Source organism: Mesorhizobium sp. P2_B5, assembly GCF_056404775.1.
Window position 1 is genome coordinate 1 of the sequence record NZ_JBFUDJ010000013.1, and the last position, 23,589, is coordinate 23,589.

At 63.9% G+C, this 23,589-nt stretch carries 22 protein-coding genes and 2 pseudogenes; 8 read left to right on the top strand and 16 right to left on the bottom strand.

The window, feature by feature from the left end; all coding sequences use genetic code 11:
- Positions 1-180: pseudogene (locus AC1D1N_RS28050) on the bottom strand (IS5/IS1182 family transposase); the annotation flags it as partial.
- Between the two features lie 142 nt (positions 181-322).
- Between AC1D1N_RS28050 and AC1D1N_RS28055 the strand changes: the two are divergent.
- Entirely contained in the window at positions 323-1,075 is a 753-nt protein-coding gene (locus AC1D1N_RS28055; RefSeq protein ID WP_112563598.1) for a heme ABC transporter permease, read from the top strand.
- A gap of 39 nt (positions 1,076-1,114) precedes the next feature.
- Here the strand turns inward: AC1D1N_RS28055 and AC1D1N_RS28060 are convergent, their stop codons facing one another.
- Positions 1,115-2,173: a D-TA family PLP-dependent enzyme gene (locus tag AC1D1N_RS28060; protein WP_477352421.1), complete on the bottom strand. Its 1,059-nt coding sequence runs from the start codon at positions 2,171-2,173 to the stop codon at positions 1,115-1,117.
- A gap of 143 nt (positions 2,174-2,316) precedes the next feature.
- Here AC1D1N_RS28060 and AC1D1N_RS28065 point away from each other — a divergent pair, with 143 nt between their 5' ends.
- Positions 2,317-3,003, top strand: coding sequence for a D-lyxose/D-mannose family sugar isomerase (locus AC1D1N_RS28065; RefSeq protein ID WP_203279006.1), 687 nt, complete (start codon positions 2,317-2,319; stop codon positions 3,001-3,003).
- A gap of 247 nt (positions 3,004-3,250) precedes the next feature.
- On the opposite strand, the gene AC1D1N_RS28070 is transcribed toward AC1D1N_RS28065, so the two are convergent.
- The 6 genes from AC1D1N_RS28070 to AC1D1N_RS28095 are packed head-to-tail and all read right to left on the bottom strand — an operon-like array spanning position 3,251 to position 9,198.
- Positions 3,251-4,111, bottom strand: coding sequence for an RDD family protein (locus AC1D1N_RS28070; RefSeq protein ID WP_477352423.1), 861 nt, complete (start codon positions 4,109-4,111; stop codon positions 3,251-3,253).
- Complete coding sequence (locus AC1D1N_RS28075; protein ID WP_477352425.1) at positions 4,098-5,117, bottom strand: stage II sporulation protein M; 1,020 nt, start codon at positions 5,115-5,117, stop codon at positions 4,098-4,100. Before AC1D1N_RS28075 ends, AC1D1N_RS28070 begins: the two co-directional genes overlap by 14 nt.
- The gene (locus AC1D1N_RS28080) at positions 5,114-6,424 is read right to left on the bottom strand and encodes a DUF58 domain-containing protein (RefSeq protein WP_203279009.1); all 1,311 of its coding nucleotides are present in this window, start codon (positions 6,422-6,424) and stop codon (positions 5,114-5,116) included. The genes AC1D1N_RS28075 and AC1D1N_RS28080 overlap by 4 nt, the downstream gene beginning before the upstream one ends.
- Positions 6,421-7,377, bottom strand: coding sequence for an AAA family ATPase (locus tag AC1D1N_RS28085; protein ID WP_112563586.1), 957 nt, complete (start codon positions 7,375-7,377; stop codon positions 6,421-6,423). Before AC1D1N_RS28085 ends, AC1D1N_RS28080 begins: the two co-directional genes overlap by 4 nt.
- The gene (locus tag AC1D1N_RS28090; protein WP_477352427.1) at positions 7,364-8,569 is read right to left on the bottom strand and encodes a DUF4350 domain-containing protein; all 1,206 of its coding nucleotides are present in this window, start codon (positions 8,567-8,569) and stop codon (positions 7,364-7,366) included. The genes AC1D1N_RS28085 and AC1D1N_RS28090 overlap by 14 nt, the downstream gene beginning before the upstream one ends.
- The gene (locus AC1D1N_RS28095; RefSeq protein WP_477352429.1) at positions 8,566-9,198 is read right to left on the bottom strand and encodes a DUF4129 domain-containing protein; all 633 of its coding nucleotides are present in this window, start codon (positions 9,196-9,198) and stop codon (positions 8,566-8,568) included. The genes AC1D1N_RS28090 and AC1D1N_RS28095 overlap by 4 nt, the downstream gene beginning before the upstream one ends.
- Positions 9,199-9,487: 289 nt before the next feature.
- On the opposite strand from AC1D1N_RS28095, the gene AC1D1N_RS28100 reads away from it, so the two are divergent.
- Positions 9,488-10,270: a YciC family protein gene (locus AC1D1N_RS28100; RefSeq protein WP_477352431.1), complete on the top strand. Its 783-nt coding sequence runs from the start codon at positions 9,488-9,490 to the stop codon at positions 10,268-10,270.
- Between the two features lie 27 nt (positions 10,271-10,297).
- Here the strand turns inward: AC1D1N_RS28100 and AC1D1N_RS28105 are convergent, their stop codons facing one another.
- The 6 genes from AC1D1N_RS28105 to AC1D1N_RS28130 all read right to left on the bottom strand — a co-directional run bounded on the left by AC1D1N_RS28105 (position 10,298) and on the right by AC1D1N_RS28130 (position 18,262).
- Entirely contained in the window at positions 10,298-11,983 is a 1,686-nt protein-coding gene (locus tag AC1D1N_RS28105; protein ID WP_477352433.1) for a hypothetical protein, read from the bottom strand.
- Positions 11,984-12,108: 125 nt separating this feature from the next.
- Positions 12,109-13,749 carry an ABC transporter substrate-binding protein gene (locus AC1D1N_RS28110; RefSeq protein WP_477352435.1) on the bottom strand — a complete coding sequence of 547 codons (1,641 nt, stop codon included), beginning with the start codon at positions 13,747-13,749 and terminating at the stop codon, positions 12,109-12,111.
- Between the two features lie 197 nt (positions 13,750-13,946).
- Positions 13,947-14,933, bottom strand: coding sequence for an alpha/beta hydrolase (locus AC1D1N_RS28115; RefSeq protein ID WP_477352437.1), 987 nt, complete (start codon positions 14,931-14,933; stop codon positions 13,947-13,949).
- Between the two features lie 8 nt (positions 14,934-14,941).
- A complete protein-coding gene (locus AC1D1N_RS28120) occupies positions 14,942-15,619 on the bottom strand; it encodes an isochorismatase family protein (protein ID WP_477352439.1) in 678 nt (225 codons plus the stop codon).
- Positions 15,620-15,956: 337 nt separating this feature from the next.
- Positions 15,957-17,261, bottom strand: a complete 1,305-nt coding sequence (locus AC1D1N_RS28125) for a M24 family metallopeptidase (RefSeq protein ID WP_477352441.1) — start codon at positions 17,259-17,261, stop codon at positions 15,957-15,959.
- A 104-nt stretch (positions 17,262-17,365) separates the two neighbouring features.
- The gene (locus AC1D1N_RS28130; RefSeq protein WP_477352621.1) at positions 17,366-18,262 is read right to left on the bottom strand and encodes a GlxA family transcriptional regulator; all 897 of its coding nucleotides are present in this window, start codon (positions 18,260-18,262) and stop codon (positions 17,366-17,368) included.
- Between the two features lie 181 nt (positions 18,263-18,443).
- Between AC1D1N_RS28130 and AC1D1N_RS28135 the strand changes: the two genes are divergently transcribed.
- Complete coding sequence (locus tag AC1D1N_RS28135) at positions 18,444-18,941, top strand: GAF domain-containing protein (RefSeq protein WP_477352443.1); 498 nt, start codon at positions 18,444-18,446, stop codon at positions 18,939-18,941.
- 6 nt (positions 18,942-18,947) lie between these two features.
- On the opposite strand, the gene AC1D1N_RS28140 is transcribed toward AC1D1N_RS28135, so the two are convergent.
- Positions 18,948-20,024, bottom strand: coding sequence for a YeiH family protein (locus AC1D1N_RS28140; RefSeq protein ID WP_477352444.1), 1,077 nt, complete (start codon positions 20,022-20,024; stop codon positions 18,948-18,950).
- Between the two features lie 359 nt (positions 20,025-20,383).
- On the opposite strand from AC1D1N_RS28140, the gene AC1D1N_RS28145 reads away from it, so the two are divergent.
- From AC1D1N_RS28145 to AC1D1N_RS28155, 3 genes are all read left to right on the top strand, one after another.
- A complete protein-coding gene (locus AC1D1N_RS28145) occupies positions 20,384-20,845 on the top strand; it encodes a GNAT family N-acetyltransferase (RefSeq protein WP_477352446.1) in 462 nt (153 codons plus the stop codon).
- 22 nt (positions 20,846-20,867) lie between these two features.
- Positions 20,868-21,251, top strand: a complete 384-nt coding sequence (locus AC1D1N_RS28150; protein ID WP_477352448.1) for an ACT domain-containing protein — start codon at positions 20,868-20,870, stop codon at positions 21,249-21,251.
- A gap of 125 nt (positions 21,252-21,376) precedes the next feature.
- Positions 21,377-22,810: an aldehyde dehydrogenase family protein gene (locus AC1D1N_RS28155; protein WP_477352449.1), complete on the top strand. Its 1,434-nt coding sequence runs from the start codon at positions 21,377-21,379 to the stop codon at positions 22,808-22,810.
- Positions 22,811-22,886: 76 nt separating this feature from the next.
- Here the strand turns inward: AC1D1N_RS28155 and AC1D1N_RS28160 are convergent, their stop codons facing one another.
- A complete protein-coding gene (locus AC1D1N_RS28160; protein ID WP_477352451.1) occupies positions 22,887-23,159 on the bottom strand; it encodes a hypothetical protein in 273 nt (90 codons plus the stop codon).
- A 163-nt stretch (positions 23,160-23,322) separates the two neighbouring features.
- Between AC1D1N_RS28160 and AC1D1N_RS28165 the strand changes: the two are divergent.
- Positions 23,323-23,544, top strand: a pseudogene (locus AC1D1N_RS28165) (aldehyde dehydrogenase family protein); the annotation flags it as partial.
- Positions 23,545-23,589 lie beyond the last annotated feature (45 nt).

Consider the following 23,589-nt stretch of genomic DNA (forward strand, 5'->3'; position numbering starts at 1 on the left):
CACCAGCGAATTGTACGCAGGCCGCCCTGGCCCCGCCGGCGAGCGCAGCCGCGCAAGGATCTTCTCGAAGCGATACCACTTCACCAGCGACGACAGCCGGTCCAGCCGACCACTCCGACCAAGACCCTGTGGCAGCAGAGCCTCCACAAAACTGAACTGACCGCTCGGCTTCGTCGTCATCGCAAAATCCCCGTTTCAAAAACAGGGAATCACATCCATCCAATTTTGCAACAGTCCCACAGGGGGAGAAGGGGGAAGGGGCGCCGCCCCTGCGACACTCCCTCGATTGCCCCAAGCGCCCCGTCGGTCTATTTAGGTCCGCATGAGCGACACGACTTCACGCCTTGCAGGCTGGATGGATCTTGCCAACCCGACGCGCTTTGTCGGGCTGGCCGACAGGCTGGTGCCGTGGCTGGCGTCGATCGCCGCGATCCTGCTCGCCGTTGGCCTCTATATGAGCTTTGCCGCGCCTGAGGATTTCCAGCAGGGCATCACGGTGCGCATCATGTACATCCACGTGCCTTTCGCCTGGCTCGCCATGATGTGCTACACGGTCATGGCGGTCGCCGCGCTCGGCACGCTGGTCTGGCGCCATCCGCTGGCCGACGTCGCGCTGAAATCGGCAGCCCCGATCGGCGCCACTTTCACCGCGCTTGCGCTCATCACCGGCTCCATCTGGGGCAAGCCGATGTGGGGCACCTGGTGGGTGTGGGACGCGCGCTTGACGTCTGTGTTCGTCCTCTTCCTGATGTATCTCGGCATCATCGCGCTGACGCGCGCGCTGGATGACGCCAGCCGCGCCGCCTGGGCTGCCGCCATCATCACTCTGGTCGGCTTCATCAACATCCCGATCATCAAATTCTCGGTCGACTGGTGGAACACGCTGCACCAGCCGGCTTCAGTGTTCCGGCTTGGCGGGCCGACCATCGATCCCAGTCTGCTGTGGCCGCTGCTGGTGATGGCGCTCGGCTTCACCGTGCTGTTCTTCGCCCTGCATTTGACGGCGATGCGCACCGAAATCCGCCGCCGCCGGGTGATCGCCATGCGCAGGGTAGCGGCGCGGCAGGCTAACTGAGCTCCCCCCTTCTCCCACAAGGGGGAAGGGAAGCGCCATTCACCCCATCCGCCCACGCGCCACGACAGGCAGCGTCTCCAGCACCTTGTCGCCGTCGATGAGATGCACCTGGTCGAACAGGTTCGTCACCACGCAGCAATGGTCCGGCACCACGCGCACGCGCTCGCCGATGCGAAGGCTCGCGCCATTTCCAAGCGTGACCGTGCCGTGCTCCTCGCTCAAGCCGGTGACTCGCGCGCCGGGCATGTCGAGCAACTCGCCAAACTCGGCCAATCCCAGCGTGTCGCTGGACAGCGCCTTGCTGCCGCTGTCCAGAATGGCGCGGGCCGGCGTCGGGTGGCTGACCACCGTGGCGAGCACCGTCAGCGCGCAATCGTCGAGCGTGCCGACGCCTTTGGCGACCTGGTAGCGGTCGAGATAGATGTAGGTGCCGGGGCGGTATTCGGTGACGACGCTGTCCTCGCCGGAGCGCCACATGTCCGGTGTGCCGCCGCTGGAGATGCGTTCACAGGCGAGACCCGACGCGCTAAGCGTCTGCTTGGCGCCGGCCAGCCAGGATTCGGCCTCGGCGGCGCGGCCTGCCGCGGGGTAGGTCATCAGCCCGCCGAAGGTGAGCCCCTTGGCTTGATCGATCACTTTTGCCAGCGCCAGGGCCTCGGCGGCGCTCTGTACGCCGCAGCGGCCCATGCCGGTGTCGCATTCGACCAGAACGGGCAGGGGATGCCCGGCATCGGTGAAGGTGGCGGCGAGCCCTTCCAGCGTTTCACGGCTGTCCGCCGTCACCGACAGCGTCACGCGGCCATGCAGCGCCTTGAGCCGCTCCAGCTTGGCGCGGCCGAGGATGTTATAGGGTAGAAAAATATCGGAGAGCCCGGCATCGGCCATCACCTCAGCCTCGCCGATCTTCTGGCAGGTGATGCCGACCGCTCCCGCCGCCACCTGTTTCTTCGCCCAATAGGGCAGCTTGTGGGTCTTGATGTGCGGCCTGAGCTTCAGCCCGTGGCGGTCGGCATGCACCTGCGCTCGTGCGATGTTGGCTTCGGCGCGGGCCACATCGATGAGGATCGCCGGCGTATCGAGGTCGTCTATGCCTTGCATGAATGTCACCTTGGGAAATTTGGCTGGACTTATGGCCCCGATCGACCCGGATGTCATGAGGCCAGCATGCAGTTTGCGTCGACACCGCAGGGCAGTTCGGCTATGCGCTTTAGGCAGGAACGCGACGCCAAGGGATCACGACCATGAAACGCTCCACCGTCAACGACATCATCCGCGATGCCGACGCCTTCATCCGCTCGTTCGGCTACATCATGCCGCCCTTCGCCTACTGGTCGCCGGAGGAGATGAAGGCGCGCAAGGCGGACTCCGCGGCCATTTTCACCTCGCGGCTTGGCTGGGACATCACCGATTACGGCCAGGAGAAATTCGACGAGCTCGGCCTGTTCCTGTTCACCGTGCGCAACGGCGTCTATGCCGACATGAAGAAGGGCATGGGCATGCTCTATGCCGAGAAGATCATGATCTCGCGCAAAGATCAGCTGTCGCCGATGCACCGCCACAACATCAAGGCGGAGGACATCATCAACCGCGGCGGCGGCAAGCTGGTGCTCGAACTGTTCATGCACGACCGCGACGGCGGCATCGATCCGAAGGCCGAAGTCTCGGTGCCTGTCGACGGCACCATCCACAGGCTGCCGGCAGGCGGGCTGTTGAAGCTCGACCCGGGCCAGAGTGTGACGCTGATGCCCGGCGTCTGGCACGCCTTCTGGGCCGAGGGCAGGGATGTGCTGATCGGCGAGGTCTCGACCGTCAATGACGATCTCACCGACAACGTCTTCCGCGAGCCGATCGGCCGTTTTTCGAACATCGACGAGGACGTCGCGCCGCTGCACCTGCTGGTGTCCGACTATGAGAAGTGGGTGGGGTAGGCGAGAGGCACTCCATTTCATCGGCTGGTGCTGCCCCTCATTGCCCTGCCGGGCATTTCTCTCCGTATAGCGACGGGGAGAAAGATGCTGTCGCGGATGGTTTCGCCAATATCCAGCTGTGCAGAATAGGCGCGGCGCTGCGGCCAGCTCTCTTCTCCCCGTCACTATACGGGGAGAAGGTGCCGGCAGGCGGATGAGGGGCAGCGCTGGCGTTCCGTGATTGTTACCAGGCACTTAGAGTGCCTTCCTACCGCTGATACTTGTCCGCCTTGCGCGTTCCCAGCAGAAGCTTGCGTTCGAGTTGTGCCCGCAGCTCGCCGTAATAGGCGGTGAGGAAGGCCCTGGAATCGACCGGCTCGATCATCATGCCGATCTTGCGCCCGATCGTTTCGGCCACGGCCTTCAGCGCGAAATAGTCGTCGCGGCGCAGCACCTCTTCCAGCTTATGCAATTCGGCAATGCCATAGGCGTCGAGCTGCGCCTGGGTGAAGCGGAAGGCACGTGCGTTCTGGCGTTGCGAAAGGTCCTCGACCAGCGCCAGTTTCGGCGCCTCGACCACCCAGGTTCCGGCCAGCAGGTCGCCGATCCGCATGCGGTCGCGGTTGAACAGCGGGAACAAGGCAAACAGCAGCGCCCAGACCAGTCCGAAGATCGTCGACAGCGTGTCGGCCAGCCCCATCTCGCTGCGGCCAAGGATGATTGACAGCGGTAGGAAGATCTCGATCTCGCGCATCAGATTGCGGGCGATGACCTGGTCGACCGAAAGGCCGGCGCCGCTGCGCGACGCCACCCGGATGCCGAGCATCCGTTTGCCGGGCGTGGCGGCGCGGCGGCCGGCCTCGAAGGCGATGAAATAGGCGTTGCGCAGGAAGAAGATCAGGATGATCCAGACGATGAACAGCGGCTGCGCCCCTTCGCCGTTGAGGCCGGCCAGCCCGAACAGCGCGATGATCGTGATCACGATTGCGGTGACGATGATGATGACAAAGTCGAGCAGGAAGGCGGCGGCGCGTGTGCCGGCATCGGCGAGCTTGATCCTGAGATCGACGCCTTCCGGCGTGATCAGCGGCCGTATCGTCGAGACGGCAGCGCGCCTAGCGGTCGCCATGCCGCACCACCCTGAACAAATAGAAATAGCAAAGCCACAGTGTCAGCATGCCGCCGCCAATGGCATAGCGCGTCACGTCGCTGGTGATCACCTGCCTGCCGATGCCTTCGAGCAGGCCGGCACACAAAAGCATGATCGTCACCCCGACCATGGTGGTTGCCGCCACGCGCCCGGCATCGGCCGCGGCCGTCATCCGGGTCAGTTCGCCGGGGAAGGCGATGCGCGTGCCGATGCGCATGCCGGCAGCGCCCGCCAGCGCGATCGCAAACATCTCGGTGGTGCCGTGGATGGACAGCCATCCGCCCAGTTCGATGCCAAGCCCCTTGGCGACATAGATCTGGAACATCGCGCCGAGCAGGCAGCCATTCATCAGGATCAGCAGCACGCTCGGCACCGCGAAGGCAAAGCCGAGCGCGAAGGCCAGGATCGCCACCTGGACATTGTGCGTGAACAGATAGGCGGCGAAGCCCGACAGGAAGTTGCTGTCGGCGCCATCGTAGAGCACCTGGCGCAGCACTTCGACTGAGGCGTCCGGGTTGCGCCCGCCGGCGAGACTCGGCGGAATGATGGCATCGAACCAGCCCTTGTCTTTCGCCACCAGCCAGTAGCCGGCGCCGAAGCCGACAAAGGTCAGGACGACCGACAGCAAGGTTTCGCGCCACAAATCGCGAATGGCATGCGGCCAGTCATGCAGGAAGAAATCGCCGATGCGCTGCCGCAAGCTGCGGCGTGCGCCATAGAGATAGAAATAGCCGCGCAGGCAGAGCGCTTCGAGATAGCCGACCAGCGCATTGTCGAGCGACGTCGCCCGCGCCACCGAGAGCGAGGACAGCGCCGAGCGGTAGAGCAGCGGCAGCGACAAAAGCTCATCTTCCGACAGCGTGCGCGGCGCGCGTTTCTCGACCCGGGCGAGCAGCGCCTCGAACGCCTTCCAGTCGGCCTCGCGTTCCGAACGGAAGCTCGCCAGCGACTGGCGCACGGCATCCTTGCCGACCAGCGCGTTCACAACAGATCCTCCTGCTTGAGCTCGAGATAGCGCTCAACCAGCGCCGGCCCCAGCCTTTGATGGTCGGCCTCGATGACATGTGCGCCGAGCAGCCGCAGCCTGCCGATGACGACCTGCCTTTCGCGCAACAGCCCACCGGCGACGACCGAGCGCGCCACGTCCTCCGGAGTGTCCGGTGGCATGTCGGCCAGTGTCTCCAGCTCGACATCCTTCATCATCATGAACAGCACCAGATGCCGTTCGGTGAGCCGGCCGACGGTGCGCAGCATCAGTTCGGCGCTGATCGGATCGACGAAATCGGTGAAGATGATCACCAGCGAACGCCGGTCGAGCCGCGCCGCAAGCGTGGTCAGCGCCAAAGTGAAATTGGTCTCTTCGGTGGAATAGTCGATCTCCGCCGCCCGCTTCTGGATCATGGCGAAGCTGGCCGAGCCGCGCACGGCGCCGCTGGAAACACGCGGCCGCGCATCGAAGCCGAACAGGCTGATCATGTCGCCGCCCTTCAGCGCAATGAACGCCGTCAGCAAGGCGGCAGTGACGGCGCGGTCGACCTTCGGCACGCCGTCGACGGGCTCGCACATCAGCCGGCCGCTATCGATGGCAAGCACGATGTTGTTGTTCTCCTCGATGCGGAACTCGCGCGCCAGAAGCCTGCCGTGGCGGGCGCTGCGCTTCCAGTCGATCATGCGCCGGCCCATGCCGGGCTGGTAGTCTTTCAGTGCCTCGAATTCGCGGCCCTGGCCGGCGCGGCGTTGCGCATGGCCGTCTGGCAGCGACTGGCGCTGCAGAAGCGTGATCGCCTCGTCGCGGGCGCTGCGGATGTCAGGCAGCACCGCGACCTTGTTGTCCATCGGCAGGACGACCTGATTCCAGACCAGACCGAACGGCCCGCGCCAGCGCACCCACAGGCGATCGAACCTGGCCATGCCGCGCCGCAGCGCCTGGAATTTGAGGTCGAGCGATGCGCTGCCGGCCTCAGCAGTCAATGCGCCGCCGGTGCCGCCCAGCGGCTCCAGCCGCTCATCATGGCCGAGACGCGCCTGCACCGCGCGCGGACGTCCGCTGAGCCTTGCGGTGACATTGACGGTGAACTGGCCGCCGACGCTGACTTGCGGCGGTGCATGGATGGTGGCGTCCAGGGAAGCGCGTCCGCGCCCGGCGGCCGCGTCCACAGCCAGGAAAGCAAGCAGCACGCAGATCCACAGCAGGCCGAGATACCACAGCGACGGCAGCGCGAGCGCGATCAGGAAGGCCGGTATCGCACCTGCCGCACCTGCCCAGACTGCCCGGCCGCTCGGATAGATCAACGTGGCGCTTCCGTCTGGTCGACAAGGTCGGTGACGATCTGCTCGACCAGGCGGCCGTCGATCTGCGCCGCCGGCGACAGGATCACGCGATGGCGCAGCGCCGGCACGGCAAGCGCCTTGACGTCGTCGGGGATGACATAGGCACGGCCGTCGAGCGCTGCCCGGGCGCGTGCGGCTCTCGCCAGCATGGCGCCCGCGCGTGGGCTGGCGCCAACCTCCAGATCGGGGCTGGCGCGCGTCGCCCGCACCAGCCTGGCGATATAGTCGACGACATCGTCGACCAGCGTGACCTCGCCGACCGTCGCCAGCGCCTTTTCCAGCGTCTTGCGGTCGGCCTGGGCGGTGATGCCGTACTGCTTGATATCGTGCGAGGCGGTGCCGCCGCCGTGGTGGATGATGATCGCCTTTTCCTCTTGCGCGTCGGGGTAGCTCACCCGGTGCTTGAACAGAAAGCGGTCGAGCTGGGCCTCGGGCAGGGGATAGACGCCCTGGTGTTCGATCGGGTTCTGCGTCGCCACCACCATGAAATTCTGGCCGAGCGAATGGGTGGTGCCGTCAAAGGTGACGGCATGCTCCTGCATCGCCTCCAGAAGGGCGGCCTGGGTCTTTGGCGGTGTGCGGTTGATTTCGTCTGCAAGCAGCAGGTCGCAGAAGATTGGACCGTGCGTCAGCGTGAATTGCCCGGTCTGGAAATTGTAGATGTTGGAGCCGACGATGTCGCCGGGCATCAGGTCGGGAGTGAACTGGATGCGGCCATAGGCGACGCCCAGCGCCTGGGCAAAGCAGCGCGCCGTCATCGTCTTGGCCGTGCCCGGTGGTCCCTCGAGCAATATATGCCCGCCAGCGAACAATGCCGTCAGCATCAGATCGACCGTATCGTGTTGCCCGGTGATGGCCTTGGCCACCTCTTCCCTGATCTGTGTCGCCAGGGCCTTCACATCATCGACGTTCACCGAGCCTCCTTGCCGTCCAGTCATGCAGCTTTTCGGCTGCCTCATGCATTTGTGTCAGGGTCTTTGCCGCGTCGGCGGCTTGCAGGCGGGTCGTGAACCCGCCGGGTTCGTCCTTATCGCGGGAATCGAGCCAGCGGTCGAGCGCTTCGCCCTGCAAACCATGCGGTGCGCCGAGCAAAGCGCCGGCGCGCACCCGCGCCAACGCGCCATAGCGGTCGCCCAGTTCCTCCAGCCGGCCGGCGCGGCGCAACAGCATCGCCGTGGTGTCGACCAGCGCGCGCTTGCCGAAGGCAATGGCGCGCTGATCGGCCCGCGGCGGCCCGAACCGGCCAAGGCCATGCAGGAACGCCAGCGCCGCCGCCGCCAGAATGGTCAGCGTCAGCGCCAGGAATGGCGGCTCGACCAGAAGCTTGGCGAGGTCGTATTTTCGCCCGAAACCGTGCAGCGTCAGGTCGAACATCACCGGACCCTCTTCGGACTGCAGGAACTCGATCAGCTTCAGCGCCGCCGCTGCCTTGTCGGGATCCTTGAGCGCGGCATTGTTGATCAGGTCGGGGTCGGTCAGGATGTAGAACCGCTCGTCTTCCACCTCGGTCAGCACCGCCTTGCCATTGCCGGCGGCAATCAGCGGGGTTTCGTCGGCCACCCATTGCAACTGGTCGGGAACGTTGACCGTCTGCCCTGAGACGTCGATTTGTTTGACCGTGATCTCGCCCCCGCCGAGCTTGGCCTTGGCGATGCGGCCGAGCCAGTCGTTCACCACGACGGCCGGCAGCCGCTCGATCTTCATCTCCCAGCCCTCATGCTGGAACAGCGGCAAGGTCGCCCATTTGGGCAGCACGAACAGCGTATCCATACCCTTGCGAAGCTTGATGATGTTGGCGAGTGCATCCGGATCGCTGTCGGGTGAGATGGTGACGACCAGCAGCATTTCGGTCTCAAGATCGCTGTCGGACCGCGCCATATCGGGGGCTTCGCCGGTCAGCTTCAGCCATTTCGCCAGGCCCGCATAGCCGATGCCGCTCTTAGACAGTGGCGTCGCGCCGCCGACGTTGGGCTGACGGAAGTCGGGGGCATAGGTGGACAACAGGAAGAAGCCCGCCGCCGCGAGCAGGCTGGCAAAAATCCCCCAGAACAGCGTCCTTCGGCTGAACGGTTCCTGCTGGGCGATGTCCGCGGTCGAAGCGCTCACACCCAGGCATCCCTGAAGACGAATCGCTCATAGGCGCCGCGTGCCTCCTGCCAGCCCTCGGGTCCGACCGGCCGGCGCGCGAACAGCGCCGCCTCGACGATGCGCGCGATCTGGGTGAAGGCGCTGCGCGCCCGTGTCGGGATCGAAGCCGCGCTGGCGATGTCGCGCGCGGTCAGCGACGGACGCAGGAAGTCGGGCAGGCGCCCGGCAATGTCGGTGACACTGCGGCGAAGCAAAAGATGCACCGCTTCGTCATACTCGCCGCGGGCAGCCAGCGCATCGGCTTCCGACAACAGGATCTGGGCCGCACCGACGTCGGGACGCCACGTCGCCTCAGCCTCGGTCACGCTCTTCTTGCGCCGCCAGGGCAGGCGCCAGGCAACGCCTTTCACCTCGAGCAAAATCAGCAACAGGATGATCGCGGCACCTGTGATCACAGCGCCCCAGAACAGGTAGATCATGTAGGGGCCAAGCCATTTCAGGAACTCGCCAAACGGCTTCAGCCACTCGGGGGGCTGGGGCTGCACATAGGCCGGCAGGTCGAACTGGATCGAATCGTCCGACAGCAACTGCTTGTGCAGTTTGGCCAGCCATTCGGCTTGCGCAGCGTCCGGCTGTGCAGCAGTCACCTTTTCGCCCCCATGCAACCCGCGGTTCGCGGGCCGACACTGACAATGCAGCGCAACATTTGCAAGTGGGCCAGAGCCGGATGATTTCAGGTCGATTTCGACCTGAAATCTGAATCCGGCTCTAAATCAAATAGATAGAGCTTGATGCCTGGACAAACGGTTTTTCCGTTTGTCCGAGAAAACCGCTTCACACTTTTCGGCATCATGCTCTAGACGCCGCTCGCCAATCTTGGCAAATTTACTACTGCGATCGCCGGACAATATTCGGCGGCGAAACAGGGGGCGCATCATGACTTCGGCAACATTTGCACGGCCTGAGAAATTTCAGATCGGCAGGGTCTTCAACAACAGCTTCTCCGTTATCGGTCGCAATGTCGTCCTTTGCGTCGGACTGGCTTTTCTTTTCGCAGGCCTGCCGACCATCCTGATCCAACTGTGGACCGACTCGCGCATGCAAGCGCTCCTTGAAGTCGATCCTGGCGCCGCGGCCGATCCCACCTTCGCGCTGCGCAATTCCTGGGTCACATTTGTCGCCTTTTTCGTAAGCGCCATTTTCGGACTGCTGCTTCAGTCTGCGCTTGTGCGCGCCACCATCGAGGATCTCAACGGCAAGCGGCCGAATATTGGCGACTGCCTTCAGATTGCCATTCGCTTCCTGCTGCCCACGCTCGCCATAGGCTTCCTTGTCTCGCTTGCATCCGGCCTGGCCATGATCGCCTTGATCGTGCCCGGCATCATCCTTTGGCTCGGCTGGTCGGTTTCGGTGCCGGTTCTGATCCAGGAGCGGCTTGGCGTGTTTGGTTCGATGTCGCGCAGCCGCGCCCTGACCAAGGGCAGCCGCTGGTCGCTGTTCGGCCTGTTTCTGGTCCTGATCATCATCGCCATGGTCATCCAGGGGGCGGTTGGCGTGGTCGTCTACCTGTTTCACGGCATTGTCGCGGCCATCGTGGCGGGGCTGGTGCAAAGCGTGATGTCGATGCTGCTGTCGGTTGCCGCTGCGGTCAGCTATGTCGAGCTGCGCCAGGTCAAGGAAGGCACCAGCGTCGACGAGCTGGCGGAGATCTTCTCGTAAGGCGACGCCGCTGCGGTCGGCTGGGCTTCAATGGCAACAGCTATGCTCCGCTCGCACACTCGTCCGGCACAGGCATGACGAGGTGATCGCCACATCCGCCTTCGCCAGCGCAGCGGCAAGCTTCGCCTGCAACTCTGGCATCTCCACGCTCTCGCCGCGCCGTTTCAGGCATTCGACCAGCCCGTGCAGCGCCCAGACATTGTCGGGATGCTGGGCGCAGCGTTGCACCCTGCCGCTCAAGCCCAGATCGTCGCGATAGACCTGCTCGGCCTCTTCAGCGTGGCCCTGGTCGAGCAGCAGGGCGGCCAGCGCATGGCGCGGCGGATGCATCCAGGCCCAAGGCTCGGTGTAGGATAGATTGTCGTCGAGCTCGACCGCATCGCGCAGGTGAGCGTAGGCGTCGTCATGGCGGCCCTGGTGATAGGCAAGCTCGCCATCGAGAAGGGCTGCACCGACAGCCAGCGAGGCCCGTGTCGGATTGCTGAGGAAGCGCCGCTCGGCGGGAATGGCCTCGACATGCCTGCGGAAGTTCTCGCGTTCGCGCTCGGCCGCCGAAAATTGCTTGAGCGTGGCATGCGCGACGCCCTTGGCGTAGTGCTGCATGGCGGCCGTCAGCACGTAGAGTTCCAGCTCCGCCACCATCGGCTCGTCGATGATCTCCTGCCAGCGGCCGAAGCGCACCTGCACATGCGCGCGCATGGCGTGATAGCCTTCAACCGTCTGCGTCAGCTTCGGCCGGTCCTGGATGGCGACCACGTCGCGCGCGACCAGGCTGCGCACCTTGTCGGCCGCCCACAGCGCCGGCTGGTACTGGCCAAGGAACATGCAGGTGAACATCATCAGATGCAGATCGTGGCAGCAGCCGAGCAGATAGTAAGTCGGCTCACTGGTATAGGCGAGGTAGAGGTCGTTGGCGCGCACCGCCTTTTCGCTGGCGAGCTTCGCCTTCTCGTATTCGCCGCACAGAACGTGGATGTGGCCTGGCATGTGGTTCATGTGGCCGGCATCGGGGCACATTGTGCCGAGCCGGTCGGCCGAGCGAATGCCGCGCTCCGGCTGCGTCGACATTTCCAGGAGATGGATGTGCAGATGCAGGATCGCCGGGTGCGGCGCAGTGCCGGCTTCGTCCGACAGCCGGATCGAACGCTCACAGACTTCCAGTGCTTCCAGCACATCCGAATTGGGCGCCGGTCTCCCTGTTTTCAGATCCCATAGCCGCCGAACGGTGCGCATCATCAGCGCCTCGACGGTGAGCGCCATCACATCATGATCGTCGGGAAAGTCGCGATAAACCTGCCGCATCGCGGCGGCATAGGCATTGTCCCATTGTTCGAATTCCACTGGGGCCACGCCATGCGGCTGCTGGAAACGGGCAGCCAGCGCCTCGATCAGCCGCTGCTCGACGGGGCTGGCGCTTGCAGAACCTGCCCGCGCGAGCTGCACATGATCGAAGCAGCGCTTGGCCGCACGGTTTGCCTCGTCCTTGCCGTGCTCCTTCCAGGTGAGGTTGTAAAAAGGCCCGGCGGCATAGGCGATGCCCCAATGCACAAAGGCGCAATCAGGGTCGGTCTCCAGCGCCTTCTCGAAGCACTTTATGCCTTCCTCATGGTTGAAGCCGTAGCACCAGTTCAGCCCGATATCGAACCAGCGCTGCGTCTCGGCCGAAGAGGTGGAGATGGGGCGGCGATAGGTGCCGAGGTCGAAATGGTCCATGCCTGATTCGCTCTGAGCCGAAAGTCGGTCAGGCGCAATCTGTGCCAAAAATCATGCGCATGGCAAACGGCATTCGGCCGGCGCGACTCATTCGAACCGCGCCGGCCCAACAGTCCTGGGAGGGATCAGCTTTCCAGCCACACTTTTTCAAAGTGCTGCTCGAGCGACTGGTGCTGTTCGCAGCCTTGCACGCCCTTGCGATAGGTGCGGTAGACCGAGCGCCAGTAGGGCTGGATGATGATGCCGGCATCGCGCAGATTCTGCTCGATCCTGGCCATGATCTCCTTGCGCTGGGCGGCGTCCGGCGTTGCCAGCGCCTTGTCGAGAAGCTCGTCGAACTCTTTGTTGGCGTAAGCGCTTTCGTTCCAGGCGGCGCCCGATTTGTAGGCGAGCGCCAGCACCTGGACCCCAAGCGGGCGGCCGAGCCATTCGGTGGTGGAGAAGGGGTATTTGCTCCAGTCGTTCCAGAAGGTCGCCGCCGGCAGCACGGTGCGCTTGATCTTCAGCCCGGCCTCGCGCATCTGCGCGGCGATTGCGTCGCCGGTGCTCCTTTGCCATTCGACGTCGACCGAGATCAGCTCGAATTCGTGGTCGGCCTTGCCGGCCTCGGCGAGCAGTTTCTTCGCCTGGTCCATGTCGCGCTTGGCCGGGCCGATATCGGCGTATTCCGGGTGCATCGGGCCGACATGATGGTTGTCGGCGGGCTTGCCGCGACCACCGAGACCAAGCGCCAGCACGGCGGAATTGTCGACGGCAAGCTGGGCGGCGCGGCGCACCTTGACGTCGTCATAGGGCGCGTTGCCGACATTGAAGCGGGCAACGATGGTCGAGCCGGTGGCGATCTCGGAATTTAGCAGGCCCATCTGCTCGGTCTGCGACACGGCGTCGGAGGCGGTTTCGTGGTCGGTGTCGATTTCGCCGGATTCGAAGGCCGACAGCATGGCATTGGGGTCGGAGCCATAATCGACCCATTTGATGCCATCGAGGTAGAAGTCGCCTTTCCACCACGGCTTGTCCTTGCGCTTGACCTCCGCGCTGGTCTCGGCATTCCAGCTGACCAGTTCACAGGGTCCGGTGGTGATCGCCAGTGCCTTCATCGGGTCGTCGCCGCCCTCATAGGAGCGGTGCATGATCAACGCCGGATAGTCGGCCATGCCGGCGATCAGCGAAATATCGGGCTTCGGCAGATTGAGCTTGACGGTGAAGTCGTCGATCTTCTCGATGCCGCCATCGACCGGCTTCTTGGTGTCGGCATTGACCAGCGCGCCCATGCGCGCGGCGACCGAATTGCCGGCGACGGAAGCGTCGCACCAGCGAGTGAGATTGTGGATGACATCGTCGGCGTTGAAGGTGTCGCCGTTCGACCAGGCTATTCCCTTGCGCACATGGAGCGTGATTGTTTTGGCGTCGTCGCTGGTTTCCCAGCTTTCGAGCAGCCACGGCTCAAAGGTGAAGTCGCGGTTCCAGCGCACCAGATATTCGTTGCAGTGGCGCGCGACATTGGACATTTCGACGCCGTCGAAGGTGCGCGGATCCTTGAAACCCTTGACGTTCATGGCGACGCGCAAGGTGCCGCCGCGCTTCGGCTCCTCGGCCCGGGCGGGCGAGGGGGCAAGACCGCCCAGGGCGAGCGCACCAGCCGCGCTGACGCCGAAGCCGGCCATGATGGCGAGATATTCGCGGCGGTTTATCCCGCCTTTCCTGAAATCGTCGGCAACGGGTTTCGCCTTCGGATGCAATCTTCTGTCGGTCAGCATGAATTTCATCGTCGTTCCCTCTCGTTGGGCGCCCCGACAAACCGCTTCTGTTTGAGAGGGAGATGCGATCGCCGGGGCGCCGTTGCCTGAGCAGACAATGATAGGGCGACCTTACGCAGGGAAATGTTCGCCTTTCCGCAATTCTTGTGCACTGTTCCGCAGTCGCGGCATGGCAAGTCAGAAGTCGCAGCGCGAAGGAAACGGCCTCAGTACGGCCAGTCGTTATTGCCGAGCACAGCGACGGCGGCGATGGCCGCAAGGGTGCATACGAACGCCTCGCCGGCGCGCGGAACACTTTTGCGGGCGCGCAGAAAACTGTGCACCAGCCGCGGCTCCTCGTACCACCAGGCGCGGCCGCCCGCGGCAACGATGCGGTCGCGATAGATCTGGCCGTCCGACGATAGCGGGTCGCACTCGGCGGTAATGATGATTGTCGGCGGCAGGCCGGAAAAATCGCTGTCGCTCAGCGGTGAAAACGTCGGGTCATCGGGCGACTGCGCCGGGCCTGAGCGAATGTTGCGGTAGGTCTCGATGTCGCGCAGCGCCAGCAGCGGCGCGTTGGCATGTTCGACATAGGAGCCGGCGTTCTCGTCGCCGCCGAGGCTGGGATAGATCAGCACCTGGCCGACCGCATGGCGTGGGTGGCGGCGCGACGCATGCGCGACCGCGGCCGCAAGGTTGCCGCCGGCGCTTTCGCCGACGAGCACGATCGGCAGGTCGGTCGTCTGCGCCGCCCATTCGAAGGCGGCAAGCGCATCCTCGAAGGCAGCCGGATGCGGATGTTCCGGCGCCAGCCGGTAGTCGGCCGAGACGACGTCGAAGCCGGCGCTGGCGCAGATCTCGGCGCAGATGTCGTCATGACTGTCGACCCCGCCCAGCACAAACCCGCCGCCATGATAATAGACGACGAGTGCGCGTAACGGCTTGCCCGCCATACGGTAGTGGCGGATGGGAATGGCGTGCCCTTTATCGCCGGCAATGATGCCATCGTTTGCGGTGACGCCTGTGGGATAACCCTGATGGAAGGCGCGGCACATCGCGTCGTACACTGACCTCTGCTCGGCAATCGGCAGTTCGGCGATTTCGGGCGGGAACCAGTCGTTGACCAGGTCGATGTAATCCCACAGCGCCGGGTCGAGCATGGTGGCGTATTTTCCCCGCCCTGCTGTCTTGAGCTGGTGGAGTGTGCCCATCCTGTGCCTCAGAGTTCGCCGTAGAGCCGGCCGGCGTTTTCAAAGGTGAAGCGCAGCGGCACCGAGCCCTCGACCTGCCATGCGCTGACGGTATCGCCCGCCATCAGCCGGCAGGCGTCGATGGTGTTGGTGACGGCGCCGCCATAGAGCCGGTTGGCGAGGTTGAGGATGGCGGTCTGGTGCATGGCGGCACTGCCGCTGCCGCAGGCATCCTTGACCAGCAGCACACGAAAGCCGGATGCGACCGCGTCCTTCACGGTGGCGTCGACGCAGGCCTCGGTCCACACGCCGGCGACGATCAGCCACTCGATCCCGCCGGATTTGAGGTCGCGCGCCGCCGGCCCCGAACGGAAGGCGCTGGCCTCCGCCTTGATCAGCAAGGCTTCGCCATTGGTCGGCGCCACCTCATGGCAGATTTCCGTCAGCGGATCGCTCTTGTCGGAAAAGGCCGACTTGCCGTCGGCATCGAGCGGATGGAACGGCCGCGCCTTGGCGGTGTCGACGATATAGGCCCAGTGGTAGAGCGGCACGAAATTGCGCCGCGCCGCCGCCTGCAGGCGCTGGACGTTGGCCAGCACCTCGCCATAGCCTTCGACCAGATAGCGCTTGTCTTGCCGATGCTCCTCCTGGAGGTCGATGAACACCGCCGCCACCGCGCCGCGTTTGATCGAGATCGGGCGTTTCATGCGGCTGCGCCTGGGGTCGTGGCCAAGGCCGCTTCGTTCAGCGAACTGGCGCAAACGGTGGTGATTGGCCGGTGCCTCCCCACCTTCGTCATCCACGGGCGAAGCAGGAGCGAAGCTCCGTCGCGGAGACCCGAGGATCCATGCCGTGACATCGGCCAAGGAACACGGCGGAGCAGAATTCGCACCGGTGCGGCGCTCGGGAGTCCCGGCATGGATCCTAGGGTCTGCGCCGCGTCGCTGCGCTCCTTGCTTCGCCCTAGGATGACGAAGGCATGGGTGCCTCGGCTATTCCCGAAGGTTTGCGATACCGCACTAACATCAGTAGGGGGCATTGGGATCAAATCTGTTTCTCCAGAAACTCGTCCTCATAGGGAAAGCGCGACAACAACTCGGTGCCGGTGTCGGTGATCAGGATCTCGTCCTCCAGCTTGACGCCCTCACGGCCGCCTTTCTCGCCGATATAGCTTTCCACGCTGACCACCATGCCGGGCACGATGACACCGTCGCGGCCGTAGGTCTCATAGTCCATGGCATGCGCAATGAATGGCGTCTCGCCATGCATGCCGACGCCGTGCATCACAGAGGTATAGCGCTGGTCGACAAAACGGTCCGGGATTTTCCACGCTTTTTCGGCGATCTCGCGAAACGCCAGGCCCGGCTTGACGATCGAAATATTGTGCTGAACCTGGTCGTGCGCCATGCGGTAGAGCGATTTCTGGTAGTCGGTCGGCTTGCCCGGCCCGCAGCGGAAGGTGCGCGAGAAATCGGAATAGTAGCCATAGCAGCCGATCGTGTCGGTATCGAGCGCCAGCAATTCGCCCGGCCGGATCTTGCGGCCGCTGGCTTCGTTGAACCACGGGTTGGTGCGCTGGCCCGAGGTGAGCAACCGCGTCTCGATGAACTCGCCGCCTTGCCGGATGACCTCGCCATACATGATGGCAAACAGCTCGTTTTCGGAGACGCCGGGCTTGATCGCCTCGCGCACGGCGTAGACAGCCGCCTCTGCGCCGGCCATCGAAACCTGCAGGCATTTCACTTCCTCAGGCGTCTTGACCGCACGCACCGCCAGGATTTCGCCCTGGCAATCCCTGACCTCGCAGCCGCGCTTTTCCAGCGCCAGCGCCTGCAAATGGCTGCAGCGGTCTAGCCCAAGTTTCATCGAGCCGCCGCCGTGCTTCTTCAAAAGCTCGGCGATCTCGTCGGCGAACGGGCCGGCGGTCTCGTCGTCGCGGCCCGACACCGAAGACCACACCAGTTTGGAAGGACGCGCCTCGTCGATCGTGTCGAGCACCATCGAGACATGATAGCTCTGCGGATATTCGAACAGCACGATCGGGCCTTCGGTCGGGATAAAGAAATAGCGGGTCGAGTTGCGCAGGAAATAACCGAACATGTTGCGCGAGCCGGTGGCGTAGCGCTGGTTGTAAGGGTCGAACAGAACCACGCCGCCATAGCCCGCCTCGCGCATCCATTGGCGCAGCTTCGCAAGCCGGCCTTTTCGCAACGCATCGGCATCGATGTAGGACGGCTCCGTGTCGGACAGCCACATGCCGCCGGCCGGGTCAGCCGCAGCCGGATGGCGCATGCGGTCCTTGAAGTCGACATCCTCGGTGCTGTCGGGATCGAAAACGACGATGCTCATTAGGTGCGCCTCCTGAAGGCTCGAACATAGCCGTGCGCTAGGCAAAGTCTGTGCGGAATCCCGCAACTGTTGTGCGCAATGCCGCTGGCGTTAGCGAAGCACCACTAATGCCGTCGCATGGCCTTCGGCGCATGCCCATGCTCCTCCCTAAACGCCCTCGCAAAACTCGACATCGAAGCGAAGCCGCAGGCCAGCGCCACGTCGCGCACCATCAGCGTCGAATGCGCCAGAAGGTCGGCAGCGCGCCGCAGCCTGAGCCGCCGGTAGTAGCTGTTGGGCGAAATGCTGAGCTCGCTGCGGAAATTGCGCTCCAGCTTGTCGGAGGAGACGCCGAGTCTTGCCGCCAGTTCCGTCATGCCGAGCCGTTCCTCGACCGCATCCTCCATGATGGCGATGGCCGACAGCACCAGCTCGTTTTGGACCCCGGTGCGCAGCCTGAGTGGCATCAGCTTGCGGTCCACACTGGAGCGCAAAGGGCTGTGCACGAACCATTCGGCGACCCCAGCCGCAAGCTCGCCGCCATAATCGTTGGTGATGATCTCCAGCATCATGTCGAGACTACCGACGCCGCCGGCCGAGGTGAAGCGCTTGCGGTCGATGACGTAGAGATCGCGCCGAAGTTCGATATCCGGGAATGCCTCGGTGAAGGCCGCCTGGCTGGTCCAGTGCAAGGTGCATGCATGACCGTCCAGCAAGCCGGCCCTGGCGAGGAAGAACGCCGCATCGGCCACCGCGCCGATATAGGCGCCGCCCCGCAGGCTCTTGCGCATCCAGGCAACCGCATCGTCGGCGACAAGCAAGTCGGCATTGCCGCCGGAGCAGACAACGATACGGTCGACCTTCGGTGCGCCAGAGGCTGAGAATCCCGGTTGTATGACAACCCCATTGGACGCCTCGACCGTGCCCTTGTCGGCGCCGACGATCACCCAGCGATAGCACTCTCGCTTGGCCAGCACATTGGCGGCGCGCAGCGGCTCGATTACCGAACTGAACGCCATCATCGGAAAGCCGGGAAAGACCAGCACGGCGAAGGTGAGGGGGCCTTCGTGCGCTGCCGGCTGCACCCGATCCTGTCTTCTGCTGGCATGGACGGTATTCACAATTGTGTATTTCCCATGCGCGTCATTGGTGGCAGACAGGGATATAGCGGGCATCCTGGTCCGCCGGCAACGGAGACGAACCATGTTTGCGGCCCAGACCATCGACAGCACCGACAAGCCAGCCTTCTACCGCGAACTGGCGACCCAGTTGAAGGCGCTGCTGGAGGGCGAGAGCGACTCGGTCGCCAACGCCGCCAACACATCGGCGCTGATCTTCCAGATGGTGCCCGACCTCAACTGGGCCGGCTTCTATTTCCTGGCCTCCGACGAGGAACTGGTGCTCGGGCCCTTCCAGGGCAAGCCGGCCTGCGTGCGCATCGCCGTCGGCAAGGGCGTGTGCGGCACCGCGATCGATCTCGAAATGTCGATGCTGGTCAAGGATGTGCACGAGTTTGCCGGCCACATCGCCTGCGACGCCGCCTCGCGCTCGGAACTGGTCGTGCTGCTCAGGGACAATGACGGCGTCTTCGGCCTGATCGACCTCGACAGCCCGACGCCCGGCCGCTTCGACAAGGAAGACCAGGCCGGCATCGAGGCGCTGGCCGCGATCTATGTCGCGGCAAGCTCGTTCGAGGATTGAGCGGCTTTAAGCGAACTTCACCAGCATCAGGCTGAAGCAGCCGATGAACAGGAAGGCCGAGAAGGCAAGCGCCAGCGGCCGCAGGCCGCGCGAGCGCAACTGCGAAATGTTGGCTTGCATGCCCATGGCAGCGAGCCCCATGGTCAGCATGATGGTGGTGCCCAGCGCCATTGCCGACTTCACGTCGGCCGGCACGGTCACCAGGCTGTTCAGCGCCACGACGGCGACGAAAGCGGCGACGAACCACGGCATGGGCGGCCGTGCCGCCGATTGATCGCCCGACCGGTCGCTGCTCGTCTTGCGGCGCGCCATCAGGCCGAGCGCGATGACCATCGGGGCCAGCATGGAAACACGGGTCAGCTTGGCGACGGTGGCGATCTCGCCGGACTGGGCGCCGTTCTGGAAGCCTGCGCCGATGACCTGCGCCACCTCGTGGATCGAGGCGCCTGCCCACAGACCGAATGCGTGCTGGTCAAGGCCGAGCACCGGCGCCAGCAGCGGGAAGCCGAGCATGGCGACGGTGCCGAACAGCGTGATCGAGGCGACGGCGTAGGTGACGTCTTCGTCGCGCGCATCGGTGACGATGTTGGTGGCGACGATCGCCGAGGCGCCGCAGATCGAGGTGCCGGCGGCAATCAGTTGCGCCAGCTTGGCGTCGACGCCGAGCAGCCGGCCGAGCGTGATGGTGAAGACGAAGGTCGCGCCAAGGGTAGCCGCCACAATGCCGACGCCGCTGGCGCCGATGGAGACGACCTGGCCCAGCGTCAGCTGGAAGCCGAGCAGCACGATGGCAAAGCGCAGCAGGCGCTTTTGCGAGAAGCCGATGCCGGCCTTGGCATGGGCGGGGGTGCCGAGCACGTTGGAATAGATCATGCCGGCGACGACGGCGAGGATCATCGGGCTGAACAAGGCAAAGCCTGAGACATTGTGGGCCGAGAACGCCACGGCGGTGATCATCGCCACCAGCACGATGCCGGGGATAACGCCGTTCCACACCGAATCGAGCCGCTTGCGGCCCACGGCCAGATCGGTCGGTATCAGGCTTTTCGGAATTTCGTTCGCGATGTGGGTGACGGAAGACAATGCAATTCTCCAGGCAAGTACGCCGGAGGAATGCCATTCCTAAACCGATCTTTCCAACGAATTGTTCTGGTTAGAACGATCGATTTTTACGAACGATTGGTTTTTGAGCTAACGATGGAACACCACCCGAATTCGACAGGCTGGGCCAATCTCAAAATCTTGACGGGCTGAACTTCTTGTTCCAGCGTGGCGCATGTCCGTTTTCTCGCCCGCCATCGCCAAGCGACGTCGCCTCTGCAGCATGCGGAGTGGCAAAACGATTGCGCGACGACAAAGACCGGCACAGTAAATCCGGTTCGTTCGTTTCCAACCCCGCCCGCAATATCAGCCGGCGGGGTTTTCATGTCTGGAGCCTTGCTATGACTAATTCTTCCATCCGGTTTCGGCCGGCCGAGCCGGCGGACGCCGCCGCCATCAAGGACATCGTGCGCGCAGCCTATGCCAGATGGGTGCCGGTGATCGGCCGCGAGCCGCTGCCGATGCGCGCCGACTATGACAAGGCGGTTGCCGAGCATCCGTTCGATCTCGCCGTCGAGGGCGACCGCATAGTCGGCATGATCGAGACCATGCTGGAGGACGATCATCTCTGGATCGAGAATGTCTGCGTCACACCGCAGGCGCAGGGCAGGGGTATTGGCCGGCTGCTGCTCGAACGGGCTGAGCAGAAGGCGCGTGAGGCCGGCCGCTTCGAACTGCGCCTTTTGACCAACGGCGCCTTCGAGGCCAATGTGTCGCTCTACAGGAGGCACGGCTACACGATCGACCGCGAAGAGCCATTCATGGACGGTATGACGGTCTATATGAGCAAGAAGCTGGCGTGATGCTGATAGCAGGGAGGATCGGATGGCAGTCAGGGTCCGGTTGAAGCCGCTCTCGGGGCGGTACGCAGTTTCGCGCCTTGAAGCAAAAGAGAGCATTCCCGGCTGGGCCGACGGGCCGGGCTTCGTCAGCATCACCCGGACCGAGGACGAGCTTTCGGTCGTCTGCCTGCAGGATCGGGTTCCGGACGGGGTGAAGCACGACAGGGATTGGGTCGCCCTGAAACTCCAGGGTCCCTTTGCCTTCGACGAAACAGGCATCCTGCTGTCGGTGATAAAGCCATTGTCGGAAAACGAACTCGGCATTTTTCTGGTATCCACCTTCGATGGCGACCATCTGCTCGTCAAAGTGAAGGATGAAGCCGCGGCAAGGGGGCTTCTGGTCGCGGCGGGGCACACGCTTCTGTAGCCGCCTGGCTCAATCGCCCCGCCCTTGCGTTTGACATCGCTCTTGCCGCATCGTTATCTCTGACGCGATACGACGATCCGGCGATCGCCCCCCAATCACATCAGATATCCCGCTCAGGAGAAACCATGTCACACAATCTGCAGTTCTATATCGATGGCGTTTGGGTCGATCCTGTTGTGCCCAACACACTCGACGTCATCGACCCCTCGAACGAAGATGCCTTCGCGCAGATTTCGCTTGGCTCCAAGGCTGATGTCGACAAGGCGGTGGCCGCGGCAAAACGGGCCTTCGAGACCTTCGGCTTCACGTCGGCCGAGGAGCGCCTCGACATCCTCAACCGCGTCATCGAGATCTACAAGAAGCGCAGCGGCGATCTGGCGCTGGCTGTGTCACGCGAGATGGGCGCGCCGCGCCGGATGGCGCTCGACAGCCAGGTCGGCGTCGGCCTGGCGCATCTGCAGAAGATGGCCGAAGTGCTGAAGTCTTTCGAATTCCGCCACGTCAAGGGCTCGTCCCTGATCGTCAAGGAGCCGATCGGCGTCGTCGGCCTGATCACGCCATGGAACTGGCCGCTGAACCAGATCACCTGCAAGGTCGGTCCCGCGCTCGCCGCCGGCTGCACCATGGTGCTGAAGCCGTCTGAGATAGCGCCGCTCGACGCCATCATCTTTGCCGAGATCATCGACGAGGCCGGCGTGCCGAAGGGCGTCTTCAACCTCGTCAATGGCGACGGCCCGGGCGTCGGCCAGGCGCTGTCCAGCCACCCCGACATCGACATGATGTCGTTCACCGGTTCGACCCGCGCCGGCATACTGGTCGCCAAGGCCGCCGCCGACACGGTCAAGCGCGTGCATCAGGAGCTCGGCGGCAAGTCGGCCAACATCCTGTTTCCAGATGTCGACCTGGAAAAGGCCGTCGCCAAGGGCGTCGCCGGCTGCTTCAGCAACTCAGGCCAGTCCTGCAACGCGCCGACGCGCATGTTCGTGCCGCGCGACCGCCACGACGAGGCTGCCGGCTATGCCAAGACGGCGGCGGAAAAGTTCACCGTCGGCCCTGCCGATGCGGCCGGCTCCAAGCTCGGGCCGGTGGTCAGCCAGACCCAGTTCGACAAGATCCAGGACCTGATCCAGGCCGGCATAGACGAGGGTGCGACGCTGGTTGCCGGAGGCCCCGGCCGTCCGGCCGAACTCAACCGCGGCTACTATGTCAGGCCGACTGTCTTCGCCGGCGTCACGCCGGACATGCGCATCGCCAGGGAAGAAATTTTTGGACCGGTGCTGGCGATCATGCCTTATGACACCGTGGAGGAAGCCATCGGCACCGCCAACGACACCGTCTATGGCCTCGCCTCCTACATCCAGGCCAAGGACATCCAGAAAGCCCGCGAAGTCGCCGCCCGCATGCGCACCGGCAATGTCTACATCAACTATCCCCAGTGGGACGCCGGCCTGCCTTTCGGCGGCTACAAGCAATCCGGCAACGGCCGCGAATATGCCGAGTATGGGCTCGAGGATTTCCTCGAGATCAAGGGCATCGCGGGCTACGAGGCAGCGGAGTAGGGCAGGGAGACAAGGCCCTCGCTAGCTCCAATGCAATCGAAGGGGCGCGGCCTCGGCCGCGCCCTCGCTAGTCTCGTCAACCGGGTCGCTGCCCGGAGATGGACCGCCGCTTGTCATAGCCGCGGTTTGTCTCGATTATGCCAACCATGGCGCGCGTAAACTCAACCATGCTGTTTGCCGTGATGGCTGCATCGTCGGGACTCTGGCCGACATGCTCGGCGGCTCCGCAACATGACCGGCGGATGCTGTCGTAGTGCGTAACTCTCTCATCATCGGGCAACGCCGCCAAATTGAGGGCGCGGCCGTGGATCATGCGCAATAGCTGCGCCAGTGCGGTTTCGACACTCATGCGTTTTACTCCGCATCGGTCGAGCGTCGCGGCACACAAATAGTGCCGGATCGTCGATCGGGAATTGGTCCCGATACGCAAAGGCTCGATCATACTTATTAATATATCGTTGAATGCTAATATGCATGGCCGTACCGATTGAGCGCGGAGACGTTGCGGGCAGATCGGCACCGCCAACGACACCGTCTATGGGCTGGCCTCCTACATCCAGACCAAGGACATCCAGAAAGCCCGCGAAGTCGCCGCCCGCATGCGCACCGACAACGCCTACATCAACTACCCCACCCCGGACGCTGGCCTGCCGTCCGGCGGCTACAATGCCGAATACGGGCTGGAGGATTTCCTCGAGATCAAGGGCATCGCGGGCTACGAGGCGGCGGAGTAGGGGCTACCCCTTCGGGATCGGCAGCCAGCCGGTCCGGATGCTTCA